The organism is Ruminococcus intestinalis, from assembly GCF_014288065.1.
Lineage (GTDB): Bacteria > Bacillota > Clostridia > Oscillospirales > Acutalibacteraceae > Ruminococcoides > Ruminococcoides intestinale_A.
This window is the reverse complement of record NZ_JACOPS010000004.1, coordinates 338,470-361,718: the sequence shown is the minus strand read 5'-3', so window position 1 is coordinate 361,718 and position 23,249 is coordinate 338,470. Positions and strand designations below refer to the sequence as shown.

Annotated in this window: 20 protein-coding genes and 1 rRNA gene; 2 read left to right on the top strand and 19 right to left on the bottom strand. The window is 37.2% G+C overall.

What is annotated here, in order from left to right; genetic code table 11:
* A 16S ribosomal RNA gene (locus H8R91_RS10030) occupies window positions 1–272 on the bottom strand; the annotation flags it as partial.
* A 913-nt stretch (window positions 273–1,185) separates the two neighbouring features.
* On the opposite strand from H8R91_RS10030, the gene H8R91_RS10025 reads away from it, so the two are divergent.
* Window positions 1,186–1,809 (top strand): cytidylate kinase-like family protein, encoded by a 624-nt coding sequence (locus H8R91_RS10025; protein WP_186935945.1) that lies wholly within the window; start codon window positions 1,186–1,188, stop codon window positions 1,807–1,809.
* 274 nt (window positions 1,810–2,083) lie between these two features.
* Here H8R91_RS10025 and H8R91_RS10020 read toward each other — a convergent pair whose 3' ends face one another.
* Complete coding sequence (locus tag H8R91_RS10020; protein ID WP_022234861.1) at window positions 2,084–2,824, bottom strand: M23 family metallopeptidase; 741 nt, start codon at window positions 2,822–2,824, stop codon at window positions 2,084–2,086.
* Between the two features lie 169 nt (window positions 2,825–2,993).
* Here H8R91_RS10020 and putP point away from each other — a divergent pair, with 169 nt between their 5' ends.
* Complete coding sequence (putP, locus tag H8R91_RS10015) at window positions 2,994–4,544, top strand: sodium/proline symporter PutP (protein ID WP_186935943.1); 1,551 nt, start codon at window positions 2,994–2,996, stop codon at window positions 4,542–4,544.
* Window positions 4,545–4,596: 52 nt separating this feature from the next.
* Here putP and H8R91_RS10010 read toward each other — a convergent pair whose 3' ends face one another.
* The 17 genes from H8R91_RS10010 to H8R91_RS09930 all read right to left on the bottom strand — a co-directional run bounded on the left by H8R91_RS10010 (window position 4,597) and on the right by H8R91_RS09930 (window position 22,799).
* A complete protein-coding gene (locus H8R91_RS10010) occupies window positions 4,597–5,802 on the bottom strand; it encodes a HAMP domain-containing sensor histidine kinase (protein ID WP_186935941.1) in 1,206 nt (401 codons plus the stop codon).
* On the bottom strand, window positions 5,799–6,455 hold the full coding sequence (locus H8R91_RS10005; protein WP_022234858.1) for a response regulator transcription factor: 657 nt from the start codon (window positions 6,453–6,455) through the stop codon (window positions 5,799–5,801). Before H8R91_RS10005 ends, H8R91_RS10010 begins: the two co-directional genes overlap by 4 nt.
* A gap of 49 nt (window positions 6,456–6,504) precedes the next feature.
* Window positions 6,505–9,186, bottom strand: a complete 2,682-nt coding sequence (locus tag H8R91_RS10000) for an ABC transporter permease (protein WP_186935939.1) — start codon at window positions 9,184–9,186, stop codon at window positions 6,505–6,507.
* A 3-nt stretch (window positions 9,187–9,189) separates the two neighbouring features.
* Window positions 9,190–9,861: an ABC transporter ATP-binding protein gene (locus tag H8R91_RS09995; RefSeq protein ID WP_186935937.1), complete on the bottom strand. Its 672-nt coding sequence runs from the start codon at window positions 9,859–9,861 to the stop codon at window positions 9,190–9,192.
* 65 nt (window positions 9,862–9,926) lie between these two features.
* Window positions 9,927–10,319, bottom strand: a complete 393-nt coding sequence (locus tag H8R91_RS09990; protein ID WP_186935935.1) for a putative ABC transporter permease — start codon at window positions 10,317–10,319, stop codon at window positions 9,927–9,929.
* A gap of 51 nt (window positions 10,320–10,370) precedes the next feature.
* Window positions 10,371–10,964, bottom strand: a complete 594-nt coding sequence (locus tag H8R91_RS09985; RefSeq protein WP_186935933.1) for a ribonuclease M5 — start codon at window positions 10,962–10,964, stop codon at window positions 10,371–10,373.
* Window positions 10,965–12,008 carry a DNA polymerase III subunit delta gene (holA, locus tag H8R91_RS09980; RefSeq protein WP_186935931.1) on the bottom strand — a complete coding sequence of 348 codons (1,044 nt, stop codon included), beginning with the start codon at window positions 12,006–12,008 and terminating at the stop codon, window positions 10,965–10,967.
* A 10-nt stretch (window positions 12,009–12,018) separates the two neighbouring features.
* Window positions 12,019–14,160 (bottom strand): ComEC/Rec2 family competence protein, encoded by a 2,142-nt coding sequence (locus tag H8R91_RS09975; protein ID WP_186935929.1) that lies wholly within the window; start codon window positions 14,158–14,160, stop codon window positions 12,019–12,021.
* A gap of 25 nt (window positions 14,161–14,185) precedes the next feature.
* Window positions 14,186–14,722 (bottom strand): phosphoribosyltransferase family protein, encoded by a 537-nt coding sequence (locus H8R91_RS09970; protein WP_186935928.1) that lies wholly within the window; start codon window positions 14,720–14,722, stop codon window positions 14,186–14,188.
* Window positions 14,723–14,734: 12 nt separating this feature from the next.
* Window positions 14,735–15,076, bottom strand: a complete 342-nt coding sequence (locus tag H8R91_RS09965; protein WP_186935926.1) for a histidine triad nucleotide-binding protein — start codon at window positions 15,074–15,076, stop codon at window positions 14,735–14,737.
* A gap of 59 nt (window positions 15,077–15,135) precedes the next feature.
* Entirely contained in the window at window positions 15,136–15,855 is a 720-nt protein-coding gene (gene plsY, locus H8R91_RS09960) for a glycerol-3-phosphate 1-O-acyltransferase PlsY (protein WP_186935924.1), read from the bottom strand.
* Window positions 15,855–17,177 carry a ribosome biogenesis GTPase Der gene (gene der, locus H8R91_RS09955; RefSeq protein WP_178586178.1) on the bottom strand — a complete coding sequence of 441 codons (1,323 nt, stop codon included), beginning with the start codon at window positions 17,175–17,177 and terminating at the stop codon, window positions 15,855–15,857. Before der ends, plsY begins: the two co-directional genes overlap by 1 nt.
* A 7-nt stretch (window positions 17,178–17,184) precedes the next feature.
* A complete protein-coding gene (locus tag H8R91_RS09950) occupies window positions 17,185–18,492 on the bottom strand; it encodes a DUF512 domain-containing protein (RefSeq protein ID WP_186935922.1) in 1,308 nt (435 codons plus the stop codon).
* Between the two features lie 107 nt (window positions 18,493–18,599).
* Window positions 18,600–18,788, bottom strand: coding sequence for a 50S ribosomal protein L32 (rpmF, locus tag H8R91_RS09945; RefSeq protein WP_186935920.1), 189 nt, complete (start codon window positions 18,786–18,788; stop codon window positions 18,600–18,602).
* A 28-nt stretch (window positions 18,789–18,816) separates the two neighbouring features.
* Entirely contained in the window at window positions 18,817–19,311 is a 495-nt protein-coding gene (locus H8R91_RS09940) for a YceD family protein (RefSeq protein ID WP_186935918.1), read from the bottom strand.
* Window positions 19,312–20,114: 803 nt separating this feature from the next.
* A complete protein-coding gene (locus H8R91_RS09935; protein ID WP_186935917.1) occupies window positions 20,115–21,770 on the bottom strand; it encodes a hypothetical protein in 1,656 nt (551 codons plus the stop codon).
* A 189-nt stretch (window positions 21,771–21,959) separates the two neighbouring features.
* Window positions 21,960–22,799, bottom strand: coding sequence for a cohesin domain-containing protein (locus tag H8R91_RS09930; protein WP_186935915.1), 840 nt, complete (start codon window positions 22,797–22,799; stop codon window positions 21,960–21,962).
* Window positions 22,800–23,249 lie beyond the last annotated feature (450 nt).

The window sequence follows — 23,249 nt, the reverse complement described above, 5'->3', positions numbered from 1 at the left end:
CACCAACTAACTAATCGGACGCGAGTCCATCTCTAAGCGATAAATCTTTGATATATCTACCATGCGATAAATATATATTATGCGGTATTAGCATTCTTTTCAGAATGTTATTCCCCTCTCAGAGGCAGGTTACTCACGCGTTACTCACCCGTCCGCCACTAAACTTAATCAAATTCATTCCGAAGAAATCCTTTAAAAAAGTTCCGTTCGACTTGCATGTGTTAGGCACGCCGCCAGCGTTCGTCCTGAGCCAGGATCAAACTCTCTAAAATTTGTATATTAAGCTTTCGCTTACTATCAATTTCAGAGCTTTAATCGCTCATTCCGAATACTAACGTATCCGTAATTTCTGATGCTTTGTTGTGTGCATCTCACTGTAAATCTTTGAGTATCCTCAAAGTATTACGGGTTCCTTTATTTTTCTCGTTGTTTAATTTTCAAGGTCCTACGCACTTTTTGGAAAGTTTTTTGTCGGTTCTTACCGAACCTCTCTCAACAGTGCGTGAATTATTATATCATATTCATTTTCGTTTGTCAACACTTTTTTCAAAGTTTTTAAAAAGTTTTTTGAAATCTCTTTCATTACTTTTAAAAGCTTTTTTCTGTGTTTTCAAACCTTTCTGTTGTTTATGCTTTCCTCAAGCGACTTCGTTATTATATCACTCCTTTTTACAAATTGCAACCCCTTTTTTCAATTTTTTTCAAAAAATTTTAAATAATTTTTACTTTATCCTTATAAACTCAATATATAGTGTTTACATATATGGAATATACTATTTTTAGTCTGAAATAATACTCTCTTACATATATATCTAATAAAATCAAGTATCACGATTATTTAATTGAAAACTGATTTAATTTCAAAAATTACTTTTATCTTTAATAGTATATATGTAATCTTAAGATAAAGTCTTATATTGATAAATAACTGTATTATAGGCAATTACTTATTTCAACTGTATAGTTTATATATCAGACAGACTTCGTACAAACTCAATATATTTCTTATGTGCTATATGGTAATAATGCACAAAGCAACTCAAATCAATTTATATTGATTACACAAATTTTGTAAAAATTGTATAATTCATTTGATTTTTTCAAAAATTATGATATTATATATATGTATAGAGTAAGTAATACAAGTTACTTTTCCATACATTTCTTTGCACCGGAGGTTATGATATGAGCTGCAATAACATTATTACAATTACAAGACAGTACGGTTCAGGCGGTCACAACATAGGAAAGGCTCTTTCAGAACGCCTTGGCATTCCATTCTATGATAAGGAGCTTATATCTTTAGCGGCCAAAGAGAGCGGAATTAGTCCTGAAGTATTTGAAAATGTTGATGAGAAGGCTACAAACAGCCTTTTGTACTCTCTTTCATTAGGACTTTATAATTACGGTAACGGTTTTTCATCTATGGGTGATTTACCTGTTAATGACAAGCTCTACATTTTACAGCACAAGATTATCAAGCAGCTTGCCAATGAAGGCCCATGCGTATTCGTTGGCAGATGTGCGGATTATGTTTTGAAGGATCACCAAAACCTCGTTAAGATTTATATCTATGCTGACATTGATGTAAGAACTAAGAGAGCAGTCGAAAGACAAAGTATTGATCCCGCTCGTGCAAAGCAGGCAGTATTAAAAGCAGACAAAAACAGAGCAAACTACTACAGTTTCTATTCAGGAAAAAAGTGGGGCTTGGCAGATAACTATGATTTGTGCATTAACAGTACAGCTCTTTCTACCGAGCAGGCAGTTGACATTATTTGTGAATACTTAAATATTATTAACAAGTAATCCTGTATAATTCCTGCACTTCCTGAATATAATGGTATTGTTTACTATAATATAGGAGGTGTTTTTATGAGAATTATTGTAATGGATATTGATGATTTTATCTTTGGCAATGAAGAATGGCATCAGAGCGAAAGATAACCGTACTTTGTAAAATTGTAAATCGTGAATACGAATAAGATAAAAGTGATGGCTGAAATCAACCATCACTTTTTTGTTTGCCCCTGAAACGATACGAGGGCGTGCCATAATTATATCTATGATAAAAACGGAGATTTTATTCCCCGTTGCTGATAAATGAAAGCGGGTCTGCAAATTGTCTGTCAATCTTAACGGCAACATGAATATGATTTTTGTCGTGTACTTCACAAGGAACTGCACCTATTACACCGATTTTCTGTCCGTTTTCTACCGAATCGCCTTCTTTTACGGTTATTCCGTTTAATCCGCTGTAAATAACTACGGCATTATCGGTTGCAATCTCTACCGTTTTTCCGTACAGTTTATCCTCGTCAACCTTTATTACCGCACCGCCTGTCATTGCGGTTACTTCATCGCCTATCTCACCCGCAAAATCCACTCCGAGATGCGATTTCCATACATTAAGACTTTTATAATACACTGTTTTCTCGCTGTATTCTCTTATAATGTTTTTCTGATTTAGCGGATAACTTAGAGTTAAATCGGTTGAAAGCATAGTTTGTAAGGCATTTCTTGTTGTGTCCTGCTCGGTAGGTTCGGTGTAAGGGGGAATTGTAACCGATATTGTAGGAACAGTTATTTCATTTGCAACTTTAGGAAATGTAGTTTCCTCTGCAATCTCCGTTATACCTGTCACCTGATTATTTACCTCCACTGCCGTGGTGGTGGGTTGCTCCGTAGGTTCTTTTGCTCCCGATATAGTATTATATGTTGAATACACTGCCATAGTTACGGCTATTAAGCAGATAGAAAGCGCAGTATAGAATCCTGCCTTTTCATATCTGCTCTTTTTCTTTCTGCTGTTATTTTCGCTCATAAATAGCACCTCCGTTGTTATTATTGGCTCTGCTGTAATAAATATACAATTATATAAAAATATTTTATAGTATAAATCTGCTACAACATTGAATATACTTGATTTTTTTGCTGAAATTTGGTACTATTAAAGAGTATTTGTGTTTAATAACAAAATAGAGGAGGAAAATATGAGTACAGCAAATATAATAGTTTTATGCTCCTTTGCGGCATATATGGTCATTATGATAATTATTGGCTTTGTATCGTCTAAGGGCACAAAGAACAACGAGGACTATTTCCTCGGCGGACGAAATCTTGGCGGCTGGACCGCTGCACTCTCTGCACAGGCTTCCGATATGAGCGGTTGGCTGCTTATGGGACTTCCGGGTTCGGTTTACCTTGCGGGAACAGGTGAGGTATGGATAGCAGTCGGACTTTTGATCGGTACTATACTCAACTGGTACATTGTTTCGGCACGATTAAGAAAATATACAATCGTTGCAGGAAACTCACTTACAATTCCGAGCTTTTTCCAGAACCGTTACTGTGACGATAAGGGCGTAATAAAAATGGTATCTGCCATTATTATTGCAATATTCTTCACAGTATATACAGCCTCGGCATTCAGTTCGGGCGCAAAGCTTTTCGCTACACTTTTCGGCAACTCTGAAAACTACAACACTGTATATACAATCGGTCTTATAGTTGCTGTAATTGTAATTCTTGTTTATACATTTCTCGGCGGATTTAAGGCTGTTTGCTACACTGACTTTATACAGGGACTTTTAATGCTTGTTGCCATTATGGCGGTTCCGATAATCGCTTATGTAGCTCTTACATATAACAACAGTTTCTCACAGTCACTTATCGACAGCGGTGTAACAAACCCGGATAATTACCTTAACTTCTTAAAAAATGATGACGGTTCAAATGTTTCTGCCGTTTCTATTATTTCTAACCTTGCATGGGGACTCGGTTACTTTGGTATGCCACACATTCTTATAAGATTTATGGCGGTAAAAAGTGACTCTGAAATCAAAAAGTCAAGAAAAATTGCTATCGTATGGGTTATCATTTCACTTGCCGCATCTTGCCTTATCGGAATTGTTGCAAGAGGTTACCTTATCGAAAACCTTGACGCTACAGCAAGCGAAACAGTATTCATCAGACTTATTCAGCAGATCTTCTCCGATAACGGAATAATGATATTCATCGGCGGTATATTCCTTTGCGGTATTCTTGCCGCTATTATGTCAACAGCCGACAGCCAGCTCCTTGTTACAGCATCTGCCGTGTCAGAGGATATTTACAAAGGCGTTAAGAAAAGCGCTACAGAGAAAAGTGCTCTTAACATCGGTAAGGTTGCGGTAGTTGTTGTTGCAATTATCGGCTTTGTAATTGCCATTAATCCTAACTCAAGTATTATGGGACTTGTTTCTGACGCATGGGCAGGTTTTGGCTCTGCTTTCGGTCCGGTTGTACTTCTTGCGTTATTCTGGAAACGCTCAACACTTGCAGGTGCAATCAGCGGTATGGCAACAGGTGCACTTACAGTTATTGTATGGGACTACTTACCGCTCGTAAACGGTGTAACTCTTTACAAAGCAACAAATCTTTATTCTCTTGTTTTAGGTTTTGCGCTTGCGCTTATCGTAAATATTATAGTTTCTCTTATAGCAAAGAAACCTTCAAAAGAAATTCAGGACGAGTTTGATTCAATCAAAAGCATTGAAATCTAAGATACAAAAACAGGTTGTCGCAATTAAGCGGCAACCTGTTTTTTGTTGATATTCAGTTGTTAAAGAATTTTATTACAAATTCACTGCCTTTATTAAGTTCAGACGATACAGTTATGTATCCGCCTTGCTTTTCAATAATCGACTTTGCAAGGGCAAGTCCTATACCCACACTGTCATCACTTGAGTTTTTGCCCTTATAAAATCGTTCAAATATATGAGGCAAATCTTCTTTTGTAATACCGCTGCCGTTATCCTTTATACTGATTTTTGTATAAAGTTTATTTTGGTCAGCGGTTATTTTTATATTTCCGTTCTGTGAATGTTCAATGCAGTTCTTAATTATATTCGTAACAGCCTCGCAAAGCCATTTTCTGTCGCAATTAAGAATTATGTCATTGCAGTCGGTTTCAAGTCTTACACCCAAAATTTCAGCCATTACAGCGGTATTTTTAATACATTCATCAACAATGCTTTTCACCTCAACCTGCTCATATCTGAATTTAACCGCCTCTGCGTCAAGTTTTGATAACTTAAGAAGACTTTGCACCAAAAAAGAAATAGTATTCGTGTTGTGCTTAATATCATTTAAAAATTCACGCCTGATTTCAAGCGGCATATCGTCATCATCTAAAATATTCTCCACCATAACAATTATTGAAGTGAGCGGAGTTTTGAGCTGATGTGATATATCCGACAATGATTTTTGCAGGTTTTCCTTGTCTTTCCTTGAATTTTCCGCCTGCTCTCTGAATTTTACGGTTGTACGGTAAATCTGATTATCAAGCAGAGAAAGCTCGTCCTCGCTGTTCTCGTCAATCTGCAATGAATAATCGCCAAGGTTAATGCGTTCAATCCGCTTTGCAATATCCATAGTCTGTTTCTTTTGAATTTTTAAATACCCTAAAAACAGAACCGCAAAAGCAAGTCCAAATGCTATACAAACAGATACCGAAAGAATCACATATTTGTATGAGCCTTGATTATTGTACGAAACCCAATCCTTTTCGGGGTAAATTCCGTACTTATTTAAAAATTCCGAATTATCCGTATATTCGGTTTTATTATTAAGTATTTCGGCTACTTCTTTTTCGCTGACATCAGGGTATTTTTCAAGCAGTATATTTACAAGCTGATTTATGGTATCGTTACTTGTTTTTCTTATATTCTCAAGACCGATAAAAGTAAAAACAGCTGATATTACACAAAATACAATTGTTACCGCAAGACCCGCACATACAAACTTTTGAGCATTTTTCATTCGCTGACCTCCGCAACCTGATACCCCATTCCCTTTACCGTTTTTATTATATCCGCATCAAGCTTTTTGCGTATTCTCTTGATATATACGGTAAGCGTATTGTCATTTACAAAGTTGCCCGATACATCCCATATTTTTTCAAATATCAGTTCTCGTGTTACCACTTTACCTGCATTTTGCATTAACAGCGACAATAATTTATATTCAAGTGCGGTAAGTTCAAGCTGTTTTCCGTTTTCAAACACCGCCGATTTATCCAAATCAAGCGTAACGCCCGATACTGTAATTATGTTCTTTTTACTGTTTTTATTCGCCACTCGCTTTATGCGTGCAATAAGTTCTCTTGTAGAAAAAGGCTTTGTTATGTAATCGTCCGCACCAAGTTCAAGTCCGTTTACTACACTGTCTTCATCATCAACAGCGGTAAGAAAAATTACAGGCAAATCGGAATATCTGCGAATTTTTTTAAACAAATCAAAGCCGTTTCCGTCGGGAAGCATTATATCAAGCACTGCTACATCATAATTAAAAGGTGCTTTTCGTACAGCCTCGTCTAAACTAAGACAGTATTCACAACTGTAGCCGTTCTGTGCAAATGCATACTCAAGTCCTTTTATTATGCTTTTGTTATCCTCAACAAGCAGTATCTTCATACTAACACTTCCCTTCTTTTGTGATTATATCACCCTGTAAGCCGATATGTCAAATATTATCGTTGCGTATGGTTTCAATTATATTCTGTTTATTCACTTTGCTGATAGAAATTTTCATAATAAGCCATACAACAAAGAATACGAACACTATGCTTATGAGTACAGCCATAGTCGGGAATGAATAGTCAAGCATAATGGTATTTCCCGTAGCCTTAAATATAGCATAACCTCCGAGCAATCCGAGCGGAACACCGATAAGCAAGGATTTTAAACCGTAGAACAAACTTTCAAGTCTTATCATTCTGTTAAATTCTTTCTTTGTCATACCGATAGACTTGAGCATCGCAAATTCCTTACTGCGCAAACGCATATTGGTATTGATTGTGTTAAATACATTTGTTATACCGATAAGTGAAATTACAATAATAAAACCGTAAGCAAAGATTGCAATAATAAGCACAATGGCATTCATCTGTTCTTTTTGCTCGTTAATATTAAAAACATCAAGATTTTCTATATCAAGATTATTTATATATTCTACCGTATTTACAGGGTCAGCCGAATCAATAACAATGACTCCTGTTGTATGGTCATTATCCTCGGCAAACAGCTTTTTAAAATAATCCTCACTTACAAGCACACTTCCCTCATTTAGGGTACTCATAATACTTGAAACTATAGACCCCGGCACTTCCTTATTAATTGTATCATATATAACAAGGTCAACAGACTTATAATCATCCGGATTATATACAAAATCAGGATCTGTTTTCTGAATTTCTTTAATATCATCCTCAGTATATGACGGGGTTCCGTTAGGATACAACTTTACAACAGTGTTCATAGGCAAGTCAAATTCCTTACCCTTGATAAGAATATTATCCGAATTGTAGTATTTAAAATCATTCGTAATAAGTGCTTTATCCTTGACATCATCATAATTATATCCAAGTGCGGTTACATACTCCTTAAAGCTCTTATTATCCACACCAAACACATACGCTAAATCGCCGCCCGATAACTCTGCCGCTTTGGCATCCTCCGTATAATAATCGGTAAGCCCCACTATATTGCCATAATAATTTTCACAGGCTTTTATGCTTGAATTTATATCCGTATCAGCAATGATTCTTTTGTAAACATTTTCGTATTCATCATATGACAGCTTATCGTTTGCATGTACAGTAATATTGTAAGAAATATCCTTAAAGTGATCACCTGCAATTTTTAATCCGTACTCAATAAAGGTGGAAATTGAAATAAACATTGCAACTGTTATAATAATAGAAATTACAGTAGTGCGGTACTTCTTTTTACTGCGTTTAAGGTTTTTATAGGCAATTTCTCCGCCCACACCAAACAGCTTTTTAATAATTTTCGGTGATTTATAGCTTTTCTTTTTATTAATCTTAATATCATTGTTGCCTCTGATTGCGGTAATCGGAGCAATTCTTGAGGCTCTGAAAGCCGATGAAAGCGTAGAAAACAGAATAATAACCGCTGACATTACAGCAGAAATAACCGCTACCCACCATGGAACAGCATAAACAAATGAGATTCCGTTCAGCATATTTTCGAGCAATGCGTTCAAAATTACCACAAGCAGCGCAATTACACCTACGCCAAGCAAAATGCCTGCCGGAATACCGATTATGCCAAGCACAAAGCCCTCAAAAAGCACATTATGCCTTATCTGCTTTGATGTAGCACCGATTGAAGCAAGCATACCGTACAACTTTGTTTTTTCGGTAATTGAAATTGCAAAGCTGTTGCGGATAACAAAAATACTTGAAATTGCAATAATTACAATAATTATTACAGCTAATGATAAAAGCATTCTCATATACTCGTCACTTAGCGCAAAGCCTTTGTATCTCAGCAAATCTTTGTTTATACTCGCCTCATAAAAATCGCCGTTTTCAAGATAAACTTCAAAATCATTTTTTAAACTCTCAAAATCGTCACCCGTTAAATTTAAAATCTCACCGCTCGTTGTAATATAATCTTTTTCACCGTCTGATGTAAAACTTATAAACAAATCATTTATATCGGCATTTTCTTCAGCTAAAGTGAAAGCGGAACTGCTCGCAGAATTGCTGTCTGCCGCAAAATATGATGAAGAAACCTTATTAAACACACCTACAACAGTGTAAGTCTTTTTATGAGTATCGACAAGTTTTTCCAAACCATTTTCGTCAATAAAATATTCGGTATCGTTTAACGGTATTTCCGCACCCGATACATAAACTCTTTTGCCCAAGTCAAGTGTAATTGTATCGCCTATTTTAAATTCCGCTCTGCTGTTCTCAATTACACTCTGCGAAAGCACAAGTTCGTTTCCGTTTTGCGGAAGTCTGCCCTCTTTAAGTGTAACATTAAAGCAGTCTGTAAATGATTTTTCGTTAAATGCAACCACATTTATGTACGGCTTTGTGTCAAATTTCGCCTGCGGCAGATATGCGCAACCGAGATTTTGTTTTATATAAATGTCCTTTACATTTCTGTTTGCCTGCGCATTGTCAATAATTTTTTTGTTTGCTCCTTTTACAAATAAATCATAATTACCCGTAATATTAATTTGTAAGTTTACCATTGTCTGTTGTGCGCTTGCCGCCATACCGGCAACAACCATAATCAAAGCGCACGAAAGCATAATACCGATAATCGTAACAATCGTACGGCTTTTATTCAACTTTAAATTTTTAACAGTAAGTTTATTCAGTATCTTCAAGCCTTACGCCTCCCTTAAAATTTTGCCGTCCTGAATTGTAATAATTCTGTCGGCTTCCTTTGCAATTTCAAGGTTATGCGTAATCATAATAATTGTCTGATTAAAATCACGATTAGACATTTTAAGAATACTCATAATTTCTTCTGTGGATTTTGAATCAAGATTACCCGTAGGTTCGTCAGCAAGCAAAATAGCCGGATTATTTATTAAAGCTCTTGCAATCGAGGTTCTCTGTTGCTGACCGCCCGAAAGCTCGTTTGGCAGATGATTTCTTCTTTCAAAAAGTCCGAAAGACTTTAAAATCAAATCCATTCTCTCTTTGTCGGGTCTGTTACCGTCAAGGTCACACGGAAGAGAGATATTTTCTTCCACCGTAAGAATCGGAATAAGATTATAGAACTGATAAACAATGCCAATCTGTCTGCGTCTGAAAATAGCAAGTTTATCATTATTCATATTATTTATTTCGTTTCCGTCTATATAAATTTTGCCGCTTGTCGGTCTGTCAACACCGCCGAGCAAATGCAAAAGCGTTGATTTTCCGCTGCCACTTGCGCCTACTATAGCAACAAATTCGCCCTTATTTACAGACAAAGAAATATTGTCAACCGCATTTACAATATTATCTCCCTCTCCGTAGGTTTTTACAAGATTTTCAACTTTGAGTATTTCCATAATAATTCCTCCAAATTTATTTTACAGGTTTATTATAAATACTCATAATGACGCTAAAGTGACTGCTAAATAATTTTTTTGTTTTTACAAAGCAATTTGCATATGCAGCTTATAGGTATGCACAAAAGCGTCCACAGCATACTGTAAAACGGGCAAATCTGTCCTTTATAATTCAGCGTACAATTGCTGTAATCCCAAACATTGAGCTTGCACTTTACATTTACAATAAAACCGCATATGCCCTCCATAAATGTAATAATCGCTCCGCCGATAAGGCACTTACTGCGCAGGCAAAGTTTCGGGAACTTTTTATATACTCTGAAAATAGCAAGGAAACAGCTCCCACCCGTAACCGCCATTGTCCAATGAGTTTTTCTGCGCCACAGTATTTCAAGCAAAGCATAAGCAACTCCGCCGATTGAAAACAGGATACAATCACATTTTAATCTCTTTAACAAAAAAATCACCGTTTTTATTATGTCCAAAAACGGTGATTTAAATTCTGATTATTAAATTTCCAATTCATTAACTATATTTTTCAGTTCATCAAGCGAATATAAGCAATTGATTGCCGACAGCATAGCATTGGCAGTAAGGTAAGACGGCATATCTAAGTGCTTTAACAAGGCTTTTCTTAATTTCTCGGAGTTTTCCCTGCCGGTAAGACCGAGCCTGTATAAGTCGGCTTTTGTTACCTCTTCTCTGTCTGCCTGTTCATCTTCACCGATTATTGTAGCTCCGCTTTTGCGAATTGCCTTGATAATCACATCATCGCTCACTCCCTCAACACCAAGAAAGCCCTCTTTTGAACCGTGCGCCTTACGCTTTTCCTTGCCGTTTATCTGCGGTATGTAGCAATGTTTTATCTTACTTTTGTCAACCGTACCACGCAAAAAATTTCTTATAACAAAGCCTGCGGAATCGCTGTCAGTAAATACAAGTATTCCCCTCATCTGTGCTATTTTGCGGATAAGCGATTGCTTTTCTTTATCCGAAAACACACGGAAACCGTTTGTTTCGATAATCGTTGTGTCTACAAGATTTTTCAATTTTATTTTGTCATATCTGCCCTCAACTATTATTGCCTCTTTTATTTTCAGCAATTAAACTCTTCCCCTCTCAGCGGTCAGCAAAAGCTGTGCAATCAGTTTTTCAAAGAACACTCTGTCATTTACCGAAACACTTTTAAATTCGGTTTCCGCCTGCAAAAGCAAACTAAGCGATTTTCTTAAAGCCTGCGTAGAAACTCGCTTTGTTGCCCTTCTTGCATTATCAAGTACAAACGCTCTGTTTTTATAATTAAACTTACTCGCAACCTCCGTTTTTTGTACGCCGCTTTCATCAGCAACTCTGATTCTGTATGCGTCTATAAAAGCCTGCGATAAAATAAAAAGCATATCCGCCGTCTTTTCCTGCTGATAAAATAAGGTGTCAAGCGTATTAAAGGCTTTTTGTGCATTGCCGTTAAGTACAGCGTCCGAAAGCGCAAAAATCTTTGATTCAAGTGTAACCGTCGCAAGTTTTTCTATGTCTTCGTCAGAGATTTCCTCTCCCTTTGCATATGCGGAAATTTTATCTATCTCATTTTTCAGCATATTAAGGTCACGACCGCAAAGCGAAATAAGTTGTGTGGCATTTACCTGTGAAATGAATTTTCCGTTTGCATTCGCCCATTTTGCAATAAACTTAACAAGCTCGTTTTGAGTAAGAGTATTGAACTCGCAAACGATTCCGTTTTTATCGGCATATTTTTTTAATGCAGGCAAAACGGTTTTATTTTTAACAGGTTTTACAGACGGCAAAGAAACTATAAATACGCAACCGTCAGGCACTGCCTTGTATATATCTGCAAACCTTGCGTTATCATTTGCATTAAATTCATCGAAAGCCGCATCGCTTACGAGAACACAGTTAAATTCACTCATAAACGGAACTATTTGTACAGAGGCGGCAAGCTCGTCAAAATTAATGCTGTCACCGAATGAATGAAAATTAAACTCTGACGGTGTCTTACCTGCTACAGCCGTAACAAGCTTATCGGTATATTTTTTTACATACATTTGCTCTTCGCCGTAAATCAAATACACCTTTGCAAAATTTCTTTCTTTTATATGCTTGTCCATCTGTTTATCTGTTAGTACAGCCATATTTCCTCCGTCAATCAATAACAATCTGCAGATTTTTGTCCCGTACAAAAATCATATCTTCGCAATCTTTTGCGTTTACATCGTCGGTATTCGTAATAATTCTTTTACCGCAAATATCTTGCAAATTATCTCCGTCTTTATCGGTAATTATGTAATCTGCTTTTCTGTGTTTTTCCAAAATATCTTCTGCCTTGCAATTACCGTCAAGTAACAAAACAGCGGTGCTTTCGGTGCTGATATACTGGTACACACCGCTTTCCGTGCTTACTGCTTCATCTTTGGTTTCCGAATTTAAATTAAGCGTAAAACTTTTATTTACAGTAAAATATTTTACATTACCGTTATCTTCATTCTCACCTTTACTATCATATATCAAAACATCCGATTCGTCAAATTTTGTTTGGAAAATATCGGCATAAAGCAAACTTCCGTCCGAATCCGAAGGCACAATCAAAAAATCAAGCAAAGTCGTATCTTCCATAATATCAGACACGGCATAATATACATTTGTTGCTTCTCCGCCGCAGCTGACAACCGAGCAATTTTTTCCACGCTTTACCGTAACCGTATTTCCTCCCGTTGCGTAAATATTAATGACGGTTGTATTTACATCAATTACGGAGTAAACCGCAAAACCGAGTGCAAGAACACACAGCGAAATAACAGCGCTCTTAACGGCATAGTTTGCTTTGTTTTTAACAAAATATCCGACAATCACCATAACCGCAATAAGAGCAAGCCAAATGTAAAAATACGGTTTTCGTGCGTTTACCGAAGAAAACGGAATATCCGAAAATGTGCCGACAATAAAAATTACATACTTACTTAACTGCTCACATACAAAGGTAAGCGGATAAGCAATAATACTTACAATTCCAAAGCCGTAAAGAATTACCGCAAGCAACGCACAAGCTACAAGTACGCTTACCGCAGGCGAAAGTATAACGGAAAGCAAGATTGAAAATACCGATACTTTACCAAACATCAACACTGAAATCGGCATTGTCCATACAGTGGCAGAAACGGAAACCGCAAATAAGTTCACTGTAAATTCAACGGGCTTTTTAAGTCTTTTCAATTTTGCAAATTTGCCCATTATATAAACTGAAATTTTTCTTGCCCACAATATTATTCCAAGCGTTGCTGTAAAAGATAAAAGCATACCCACATCGGCAACAGCTGTAGGATTGGGTACGGTGAGAATTAAAGCCGCAATTCCGAGCGAATTGAGTGAATCTCCTTTGCGCATAAACATTTTTCCCGAATACACTACGGCAAGCATTACTCCCGCTCTTACAACAGACGGTGCAAATCCTGTTACCGCCATAAATGAAAATGCGCACATAAGCATTATCATCGAACGCAAAACTCTGTTTTTTATTATTTTCTTGATACACAAAAATACAAAACTGCTGATTATGGCAAGATGCATACCCGACACAACTATCAAAAAACTTACGCCGCAACGAGTAAAATCGTTCTGAATTTCTTGCGATAAAGCGGTTTTTTCTCCCAATAAAACCGCTCTGCACAGTGATGCGCAATCCTGCGACATATTTTGTTCAAAACTGTCCGCAAAATTTTCTCTTATCTTTACAGCTTGATAATACAGAGGCTTGTCATCGGTCTTTTTTACAATATAAGCAAAGTTTTTATTAACAGATGCCTGTAAAAACGCACCGTCAGCAATCATCTGACTTTTAGTACATTCTTTTAATGGCAAAACACAGCTTATTCTGTCAAATTCTTCAACATTTAATTCATTAATTGTTGAAAGACAGATTTTCAGTTTTTCGATTTTTCCGTTTATACTATCGGTTTCAATTAAATATCTGTAAGTATCGTACTGCACCGTGGGTTGCTCAAGTACAGTTGCCGTCACATATATTTCTCTTTCAGAATATTTATCTACAATCGGCTGTTTAACAAATATATTATATCCGCTGAAAATCGTACTTGCAAATGCTGCTGTCAAACAAAAGCCAAGCACCGTATGCCGTAAATTTCTATTTTTAAGTATAAAGAGCGAAACAATCGTTCCGATAAAACACACAGCGGTTAATATTGCCGCTGCTAAATCCGACTCTAAATAAAAAAGCGCCGCTTGCACAGAAAGATAAGTAATACCAATCAATGCAAACGGTCGTTTCATAAAATTCAATCCTTATTTATCAGTTTTATTTAAAAAACAGCGGCAATTCCTCAAGATAAATAATATCTTTTCTGCCTCTTGCGTCACCTTCGGCAAGCACAGCCGCTTTACCTACTATATTTCCGCCGGCCTTAGTAACAAGCTCTTCAATTGCCTCAAGGCTCTGACCTGTTGAAACAACATCATCAACAATCAAAACTCTTTTGCCCTTAATAAAGTTTGCGTCACCCTCGCCAAGATAAAGCTTTTGCTCATTCTCGGTTGTGATTGACTTAACATTTACTTCAATAGGGTTTCTCATATAAACCTTAACGCCTTTACGAGCAACAACATAATTTTTGCAGCCCTGTCTTGCCATTTCATAGCAAAGAGGAATACCTTTTGCCTCTGCCGTAACAACAACATCGTGTTCAGGGCAAATCTTTAATAGTTCTTTAGCAGATGCTTCGGTAATTTCAACATCGCCAAACATAATAAAAGCTGCAATATCAAGTTTATCGCTTACAGGAAAAAGCTCAAGTTCACGCTCGTGACCTGCAATAGTAATTTTGTATGTACCCATCTTTTCCACCTCTTAAGCCATATTTTCAGCAAGTTTTTTGCCGCCGAGTAAATGGAAGTGCAAGTGCTTTACTGACTGACAGCCATCCTCACCGCAGTTATTAACAATACGATAGCCGTTCTCAAGACCGAGTGACTTTGCAATCTCAGGAATTTTTGAGAATATGTAACCGACTATCTCGCAGTTATCGGCAGTAATTTGATCTGCACAACAAATATGCTGTTTAGGAACAATAAGAGTATGAACAGGTGCTTGAGGGTTCAAATCCTTGAATGCAAGGATTTTATCATCCTCATAAACCTTTGTAGACGGAATAGAACCGTCAACTATTTTACAAAAAATACAGTCAGACATAATATTCGACCTTTCAATAAAATTATCCGTCATTATTTTACAACTTTTGCAAAAGTCCGTCAAGCGTTTGTCTTTTTCTTTGCGGTAATTTTCTTTTCTTCGCCACGCATAAGTCTTTTGATGTTATCCTTATGCTTAACAATAACAAATATACCGATAATCAATGCCGCAACCGTTGACAAGATAACATAGCCTAAAGAATATCCGTTCGGATAATCAAACAAGAATGTTGCAAGGAATGTAAATGGGCCGTAAAGTACAGCCGCTGTTATGCTCGAAAGCGAAATGATTTTTGTACAAGCAAAAACAATAAGGAAAGCTGCGATAACCGCAATAAATACTCTCCAATCCTCGCTTGCTATAAGAGCGGCAGCGGTTACAACACCCTTACCGCCTTTAAAGTGGAAATAAACAGGATACGAATGTCCGAGTATTGCAAAAATACCAGCTATATACTTGCCGCAGTTGCCAAATTCATTTGAAAGAATCTGACTGTCTGCAGGAATAGTCGAGAAAATCAACCAGCCGATAATAACCGCAACCACACACTTAAGTGCGTCACATACGATTGTAAAAATTGCAGGCACTTTTCCTACGGAACGCAGAACATTTGTAAATCCTGCATTACCGCTGCCCATTTCACGAATGTCTTTCTTACCGCCCGTTACAATCTTTGTAACTATAACGGCTGTATTCACACTGCCTAAAAGATAAGCTATAACGGCAGTAATTATAATTCTCCAACAATTATACGCTAAAAACGATAAATAAAAATTCATTACTTTTCGCCACGCTCCCTGATAATAATTCTGATTGGTGTGCCCTCAAGTCCGAATGCCTCTCTGATTCTGTTTTCAAGATAGCGCTGATAAGAAAAGTGGAATAATTGAGCGTTATTACAGAAGAAAATAAATGTCGGCGGCTTAACCGATGCCTGGGTAACATAAAAAATCTTTAATCTCTTGCCTTTATCAGACGGTGGCTGAACTCTTGTTGTAGCCTGTGCAAGCAATTCATTGAGCATACCTGTTGTAATTCTTCTTGCAGACTGCTCCGCACAGCTTACAATAAATTCAAACAACCTGTCAATACGCTGACCTGTCTTTGCAGAAATAAATACCTTAGGAGCATAAGACATAAATGCAAAGTCTGTATCAAGTTTTTTCCTGAACTCCTGCATTGTCTTGTCGTTTTTCTCAATTGCATCCCATTTATTTACCGCAAGAATACAAGCCTTGCCTGCCTCGTGAGCAAGTCCTGCTACCTTTGTATCCTGCTCGGTAACGCCTGCCTCTGCGTCAATCATAATAACGCATACATCACTGCGTTCAATAGCCATCTTTGCTCTGATAATACTGTACTTTTCAATATCATCATAAATTTTATTCTGACGACGAAGTCCTGCTGTATCGGTAAAGTTAAATTTACCGTACTTATTTTCAATCATTGTGTCAATGGTATCTCTTGTAGTACCCGCAATGTCAGAAACTATGCAGCGCTCCTCGTTTGTAATTTTATTAATGAGCGATGATTTACCTGCATTTGGCTTGCCTATAACAGCCACATTAATTACTGTGCCGTCATCCTCGCTGTCCTCTGTAAAATCAAGGTGTTCAAACACATTGTCAAGCAAATCGCCCGTGCCGTGTCCGTGAACAGATGAAACCTGAATAGGATCTCCGAGTCCGAGATTATAGAATTCATAAAATTCAGGAGTCGGTTCGCCGATTCCGTCACATTTATTTACACAAAGCACAATCGGCTTGTTTGATTTCATAAGCATCTGCGCAATATCCATATCTGTGGCAACCATACCTGTTTTGCCGTCCGTAACAAGGATAATTACATTTGCGGTATCAATGGCAAGTTGTGCCTGTCTGCGCATCTGCGACAAAATAATATCGTCGGATTTCGGTTCAATACCGCCTGTGTCAATTATAAACGCTTTTTTGCCGAGCCATTCAACCTCGCCGTAAATACGGTCACGGGTAACACCCGGTGTATCATCGACTATTGAAAGTCTTTGACCAATAAGTTTATTAAAAAGTGTAGATTTACCGACATTCGGTCTGCCAACAATCGCAATTACAGGTTTATTCATTCTTCTATCATTCCTTTACCGTGGTAACTTCTCTTACAAGTTCGTCACCGTTGTTATTTACAATTCCAAGAGAAATATTAAGCTCACGCTCAACATCTTCAACCGAAACATCATCAAGGAAAATGTCATTTTCAAATCTAAGCATAGATGACGGAATAAAAAGTTTGTCGCCAAGGTCTTTGTCTTTCAGCTGGTCAATCAAGTCACCGCCTGTGACCAAACCCGACACATTAACTCCTCCGCCAAAAAAGTTATTTTTAATTGCAACAACATTTATCTCTATATTCGGAAATTTTGTTGCAATAATCTTCATCATATCTCTCAAATAAGGTGCAACAGCCTCGCCGCATGCCATAGTCACCTTATAATTCAATGCATCATTGTACTCGCTGTCCTCCACAGCAAACTCAATTTCTTCTTTAAGACAGGCAATCATACCAATACCGTCTTCTACGGCGGGAAAGCCCTCATAAAAATCAGGATCGGGAATCGGTCTGTTAGCCTTTATATAAAATTCATCGCCGGCATAAAAAATTCTTCTGCCGTACTTTTTAACACATTCATCACCGAATTTTTCGATTATATCAAGCGTCTGTGCGGCAGTTTCTTGATTGTATTCCGTAAGCGGATATAATCCTTGACGGTATTTTGTAAGTCCTACAGGCACGACAGCGGTCATATTAACTCCAAGTTTTTCAAGATCGGTAAAAGTACGGATAAGTTCATCACCGTCATTTATACCGGGGCAAGCAACAATCTGACAGTTAAGACTGATTCCTGCCTTTGCAAAACTTTCAAGATGTCTTAACGCATCACCTGCAAAACGGTTATGCATCATCTTACAGCGCAGTTGTGGATTCGTAGTGTGAACCGACACATTTATCGGGCTGATGTGCATTTTTATGATTCTGTCAATTTCGTGCTGTGTAAGGTTTGTGAGCGTAATGTAATTACCAAACAAAAATGAAAGTCTGCTGTCATCGTCTTTAAAATAAAGTGATTCACGCATACCTTTAGGCAATTGGTCTATAAAACAGAAAATACACTTATTACGGCAACTCTTTTGCTCGTCCATCAGATAAGTTTCAAACTCAAGACCGATTTCCTCGTATTCACTTTTCACAATACGCACTGTTCTGATTTCGCCGTTTTTATCTTTAATCTCGAGTGTCAAATCTCTGTTTACCTGATAAAAACGGTAATCGAGGACATCTTCGATTATATTTCCGTTAATACTAAGCAGAATTTCACCGCTTTTAATTTTTGCTCTGTCTGCGTGACTGTTAGCAGTCACACCAAATATATTTACAGCCACGAACTCACCTCACACTTATTTTACACAAAAATCACGAAAAATTCAAGGTATCAGAGCAAAACAAAAGGGCGTACAGAATTCTGCCGCCCATAATGTTTGTACCGTAATTAGTTCTCGTTAGCTTTTACGATTACCTGTCTGCCGTTATACATACCGCAGTTGCCGCAAGCTCTGTGAGCTACCTTGTACTCACCGCAGTTAGGGCAAATTACAAGTGTTGGAGCGTTGAGCTTCCAAACTGTTGAACGTCTTGAACTCTTTCTTGCGTGTGAAGTTTTTCTCTTTGGTACTGCCATTACAAAGACCTCCTTACAATAACATATATCAATCCATAAGTTGTTTAAGAATCTCGAGCCTTGGGTCAACCTGCTTTTTATCGCAATCGCATTCACCCTCATTAAGATTATGACCGCACTGACTGCACAGTCCTTTACAATCTTCTTTACAGAGGTTTTTCTGCGGAAGCGACAACAGCACATCAGAAATAACCGTTTCATCAAGGTCGAGTACAAAATCAGGTGTTTCAATATAGTCGTCGTTGCCGTCAGTTTCAAGAGTACGGGCAAGCTTATGAGTAAACTTGTACTTCATCTTCCTTGTAAATTCTTCTCCACATCTGTCGCAGCTGCGAACATAGTCAAAGCTGACAATCAAAGTAAGGTCAACAAGTGATGCCCTGTTTCCTGCTGTTGCGGTAATATCAAGCGGTGTTTTGAATGGAAAAACGCCGTCAATGTCAATATTGCTTATATCCAGCTTATAGCTGATTGTTTTTTCTTCGCCTTCATTTTGAAAGACACTTTTAAGTTCAAAAAGCATAATTGCACCTCTTGACCGCATAAACGCATATTAAAACGCTATTGATTATTATACAAAAGTATTTGCGCTTTGTCAACCGATATTTACGATAAATTCTTCATAAATACGCTATTTTTTTAATTTTTTTCAAAATTATTATTTATAGGAATTATAAGTAAAATTCATAGTCAACGCACAAAATACAAGTTATAAATTTAAGTAAATATCAGACATATTAAAATGAGTTTATAGGGTATTTTTTCTGTTCTAAATTTTGGTTAAACTTGATAAATTGGGTTTGGCGGAGTGTCGGTCGGGCATTAAAATTTAGCTAACGCTAAATTATCCTCCCAAAGACAAAAAAGTTTACTCAATTTTTTCAAAAATTGCGGGTTTGGGCAGCGCCCATAAAAATCTTCCGATATAACGATTTATCAAACGCAAACAGCCACGCTGTTTGCGTGCTTGCACATAGTTTGAAAAACAGACGACAGCATTTTATAAAAGAAATAATTAACTTTTCATTATATATCGAATGGCTTTTTTGTTGCTATCGCATTTAAGGGCATTCGCCGTTGCGTTCAAGCCGCCAAACAGGGAGCTGTTTGGCTATCGTCAGATTGTGTAAGCGGAAAGTATTTGTGGGCTTTGCCCACACCCACAACCTTTGAAAAGGTTGACCAAACTTTTATAATTATTTGATAAAACATTTTACTAAACCATAATTTACACAATTTTTCTGAAATTTATTCTTAATCATAATATCAAAAATGGGCTGACCTGTCAGGTCAGCCCAAAGAAATCTAAATTATTACTAATTAAGATTAGAACATCTCTCTCTTGCGAATGACGAACATTACGCCTGTAGCAGAAACAAGAAGAGTAAGAATTACAACTGCGAGTGTAGCGTCACCTGTCTTAACTGTGCCGTTATCATTGTTAGCTGCGTTGTTGCCGTTGTTAGCTGTATCAGCTGTGCCCGGCTTAACTGTTGCGCCTGTCGATGATGTAGCATCTTCAGTTGCAGGAGCTATTGTTGTTTCAGAAGCCTTAGTTGTCTCAGTAGCCTTTGTTGTCTCAGTAGCCTTAGTTGTCTCAGTAGCTTTAGTTGTCTCAGTTGCCTTTGTTGTTTCAGTAGCCTTTGTTGTCTCAGGAACTGTTGGCGCTACATATGTTGACTCTGTAAGAGTTGTATTAGCAACCTTAAGAACTGAAGGATCCTTAATTTCAGAATCAACTACGAACGAGTTCATTGTTGAAGCATCAACCTGCATTTTGACGGGGTCAAGCTCGCCTGTTGTAAGAACTCTTACGTCAAGGTCGATAGTTGTTTCAACATTTTCAGGCTCACCGATTACATCAAATGTAACCTGTATAAATGGCTTCTCAGAGTCGATTGCGTAAAGACCAAGGTCAGAAGCGTTAGAATTGATTTTTCCCGGAAGGCTTGTATTAAAAACAAAGCCGCTTGGAATCTGTGGCATAATGTTGAGTTTTCTGCCTGTAGCATCAAGGTTGTTAGCGTTCTTGTACTCAAGAACAGTGTTATCAAATTTTAAGTACCACTCAAGGTTTACGAGATCTCTGTCTGTGCCAAGGTAGTAAGTAACTGTAACCTGCTTTGTTGAGTTATCATACACAGCCTTAGCATCTGAGAAGACGTTTGACTTAGCATTTACTGTAAGAGCAGGCTTTGAAACAGGAGCAGGAGCTGTTGTAGCTTCCTCTGAAGCTGTTGTTTCAACTGCCTCTGTTGTAGCTACAGTTGAGTCAGGCTCTGTTGGTGTTGGTTTAACACCGTCCTCTTTATCCTTAAGTGCCTTTTCAAATGACATATACTCTGTGTTGTAAACAGCGCCGTCACCCTTTACAGGTGTGTAACCATATTCGCCGTTACCATAGTAGTAGTACCACTGACCACGGCATGTAAGCTTCTGGTTGAGTGGGTTCTCTTCGATTCTGTTTTCATCAATAACATAAATCATGTTATCAAAATTTCTGATACCTTCCGGATAAAGCTCGTTACTAGGATCGTCTTCATCAGTTTTAGGCCAGTAACCCCAAGCCTCTTCATCATCAGAATCTACACATGTAACATCTGATGTCTGAGCACCCTTTGTGTACTGAGGAGCCTCTGGGTCTGCACCGCCGTCAACATAGTTGTTGAAGACTAGCTTAGGAACATCCGTTGGAACATCAATACAGAAAATGTTTTCGTTCTCAGTTTCTTTAACCTTATACATATCCTGCCATGTTTCGCAAAGATCTGTACCTTCCCACCAGTATGCACCTGCTGTTGTTGTGAACTCATTTTCCCATCTCTGTGGCATATAGAAATAATATCTATATGTTTCAGTTCCCTCTGAAGGAACATAGTAACCATCGCTGTCTGTGTCAGCTGAAACGCTAACTGCTGCAACTGCTACCATTGAAGCAGAAAGAGCCATAGCCAACATAAGACTAATGATCTTCTTGGACATTAGAAATTTCCTCCTATAAAAATATGTTTCCGATATACTCGGTATGACAATTATATAATAATTTGCTCAAAAAATCAAGGCTTTTTCAAAAAAACAGGTCGATTATAGGGTGTAATAATAACCAAAAATCAGTTACAATTTTTAAACAATTTTTAATTTTGCAATAAACAGTCAAAACTGTTCGTCACTTTAAGTCATATCGTTGTCAATATTGTCACTATCAGTATTCAAACCGTTTTTCGTATTTTCTTTATGTCTGAAATACATAACTCCGCCGATTGCTCCGCCTATCAGCAGCAAGCCGCAAACGATTACAATCGTTGTAACCGATGCACCCGAACCAGATTTCTGAACATCAACATATTGCGTATTGCCTTGGTTATTTTGCGGCATCATTGTTGTTTTTTCGCCGATTACAGCTTTATGGTCCGTTTTTTCATCTGTATTATCATTTCCTTTACCGTCTATATAATTAATAAAATTTCCCTGGTAAGTATTTATATATTTTTCCGCTTCTTCAACAATCGGTGTTTTTTCTGACACAACAGTTTCTCCGTCTGACTTAATATCATAGGTTATGGTATATGCAGTAAGAGTATTCATATCGCTGTCATACATTTCTTTAATAAAATATGTAACATTAGTATTTCCGGATTTTTTAACCTTAAAATTCATAGATACAAGCTGTGTACGGGATGAAAAGCTTGCATAATTTGATATATCAGAGAAATTAAAAGTCATATATCCGTCAAGATTTCCATTATAAATCACACCGTTCAAATTATCAAAATTAATAGAATCAGTGTCAATTTCAAGGTAATCTGTATCATAAAAAACATATGCCTGCATACCCATTACATCTTTTGATGCATCAGCAATATACATTGAATATGTAAATGTGTCCCCCACAGCAACAGAAGCAGCATCGTTAATTTTCACTTCTTCCGCCGCATTTACATTTAGAGGTACAGCACAAAGCATCATAAGTGCAGAACAACAAGCTAACGTAGTTTTAATTTTTTTAAACATAAAATCAATTCCTTATATATAATACATTTATTATATAATATTATAAACAAAATTTCAACGAACTTATATAAAATTTAATTTGAATTTTATGTGATAATTTTAAAAAAGAAATAAATCTATGTTGAGTTATATTTTAAACATAAGATAAACACCATAAATTGTGGTTTAGCAAAGTGTCGGTTGGGCATTGAAATTTAGTTAACGCTAAATTATCCTCCTAAAAGCAAAAAAGTTTACTCAATTTTTTCAAAAATTGCGGGTTTGGGCAGCGCCCATAAAATCTTTTGATATAACAATTTATCAGGCGCAAACAGCCACGCTGTTTGCGTGTTAAGACTTAGTTTGTTAAAACAGGCGACAGCCATTATAAACAGAAACGCTAAAAACATAGTCAACGCATTGCGTTGACTATGAAAAATGAAGTGTATTTTCTTTTGTTGCTCTCGCAAA

What these genes read in the sequence shown, in the direction of transcription:
- H8R91_RS09995 (WP_186935937.1), bottom strand. Translation starts at nt 9,861, where the DNA reads ATGGAAATACTCAAAGTTGAAAATCTTGTAAAAACCTACGGAGAGGGA.
- plsY (WP_186935924.1), bottom strand. Translation starts at nt 15,855, where the DNA reads ATGAATTTTTATTTATCGTTTTTAGCGTATAATTGTTGGAGAATTATA.
- H8R91_RS09970 (WP_186935928.1), bottom strand. Translation starts at nt 14,722, where the DNA reads ATGGGTACATACAAAATTACTATTGCAGGTCACGAGCGTGAACTTGAG.
- putP (WP_186935943.1), top strand. Translation starts at nt 2,994, where the DNA reads ATGAGTACAGCAAATATAATAGTTTTATGCTCCTTTGCGGCATATATG.
- H8R91_RS10025 (WP_186935945.1), top strand. Translation starts at nt 1,186, where the DNA reads ATGAGCTGCAATAACATTATTACAATTACAAGACAGTACGGTTCAGGC.
- H8R91_RS09975 (WP_186935929.1), bottom strand. Translation starts at nt 14,160, where the DNA reads ATGAAACGACCGTTTGCATTGATTGGTATTACTTATCTTTCTGTGCAA.
- H8R91_RS09930 (WP_186935915.1), bottom strand. Translation starts at nt 22,799, where the DNA reads ATGTTTAAAAAAATTAAAACTACGTTAGCTTGTTGTTCTGCACTTATG.
- holA (WP_186935931.1), bottom strand. Translation starts at nt 12,008, where the DNA reads ATGGCTGTACTAACAGATAAACAGATGGACAAGCATATAAAAGAAAGA.
- H8R91_RS09965 (WP_186935926.1), bottom strand. Translation starts at nt 15,076, where the DNA reads ATGTCTGACTGTATTTTTTGTAAAATAGTTGACGGTTCTATTCCGTCT.
- H8R91_RS09940 (WP_186935918.1), bottom strand. Translation starts at nt 19,311, where the DNA reads ATGCTTTTTGAACTTAAAAGTGTCTTTCAAAATGAAGGCGAAGAAAAA.
- rpmF (WP_186935920.1), bottom strand. Translation starts at nt 18,788, where the DNA reads ATGGCAGTACCAAAGAGAAAAACTTCACACGCAAGAAAGAGTTCAAGA.
- der (WP_178586178.1), bottom strand. Translation starts at nt 17,177, where the DNA reads ATGAATAAACCTGTAATTGCGATTGTTGGCAGACCGAATGTCGGTAAA.
- H8R91_RS09935 (WP_186935917.1), bottom strand. Translation starts at nt 21,770, where the DNA reads ATGTCCAAGAAGATCATTAGTCTTATGTTGGCTATGGCTCTTTCTGCT.
- H8R91_RS10005 (WP_022234858.1), bottom strand. Translation starts at nt 6,455, where the DNA reads ATGAAGATACTGCTTGTTGAGGATAACAAAAGCATAATAAAAGGACTT.
- H8R91_RS10010 (WP_186935941.1), bottom strand. Translation starts at nt 5,802, where the DNA reads ATGAAAAATGCTCAAAAGTTTGTATGTGCGGGTCTTGCGGTAACAATT.
- H8R91_RS10020 (WP_022234861.1), bottom strand. Translation starts at nt 2,824, where the DNA reads ATGAGCGAAAATAACAGCAGAAAGAAAAAGAGCAGATATGAAAAGGCA.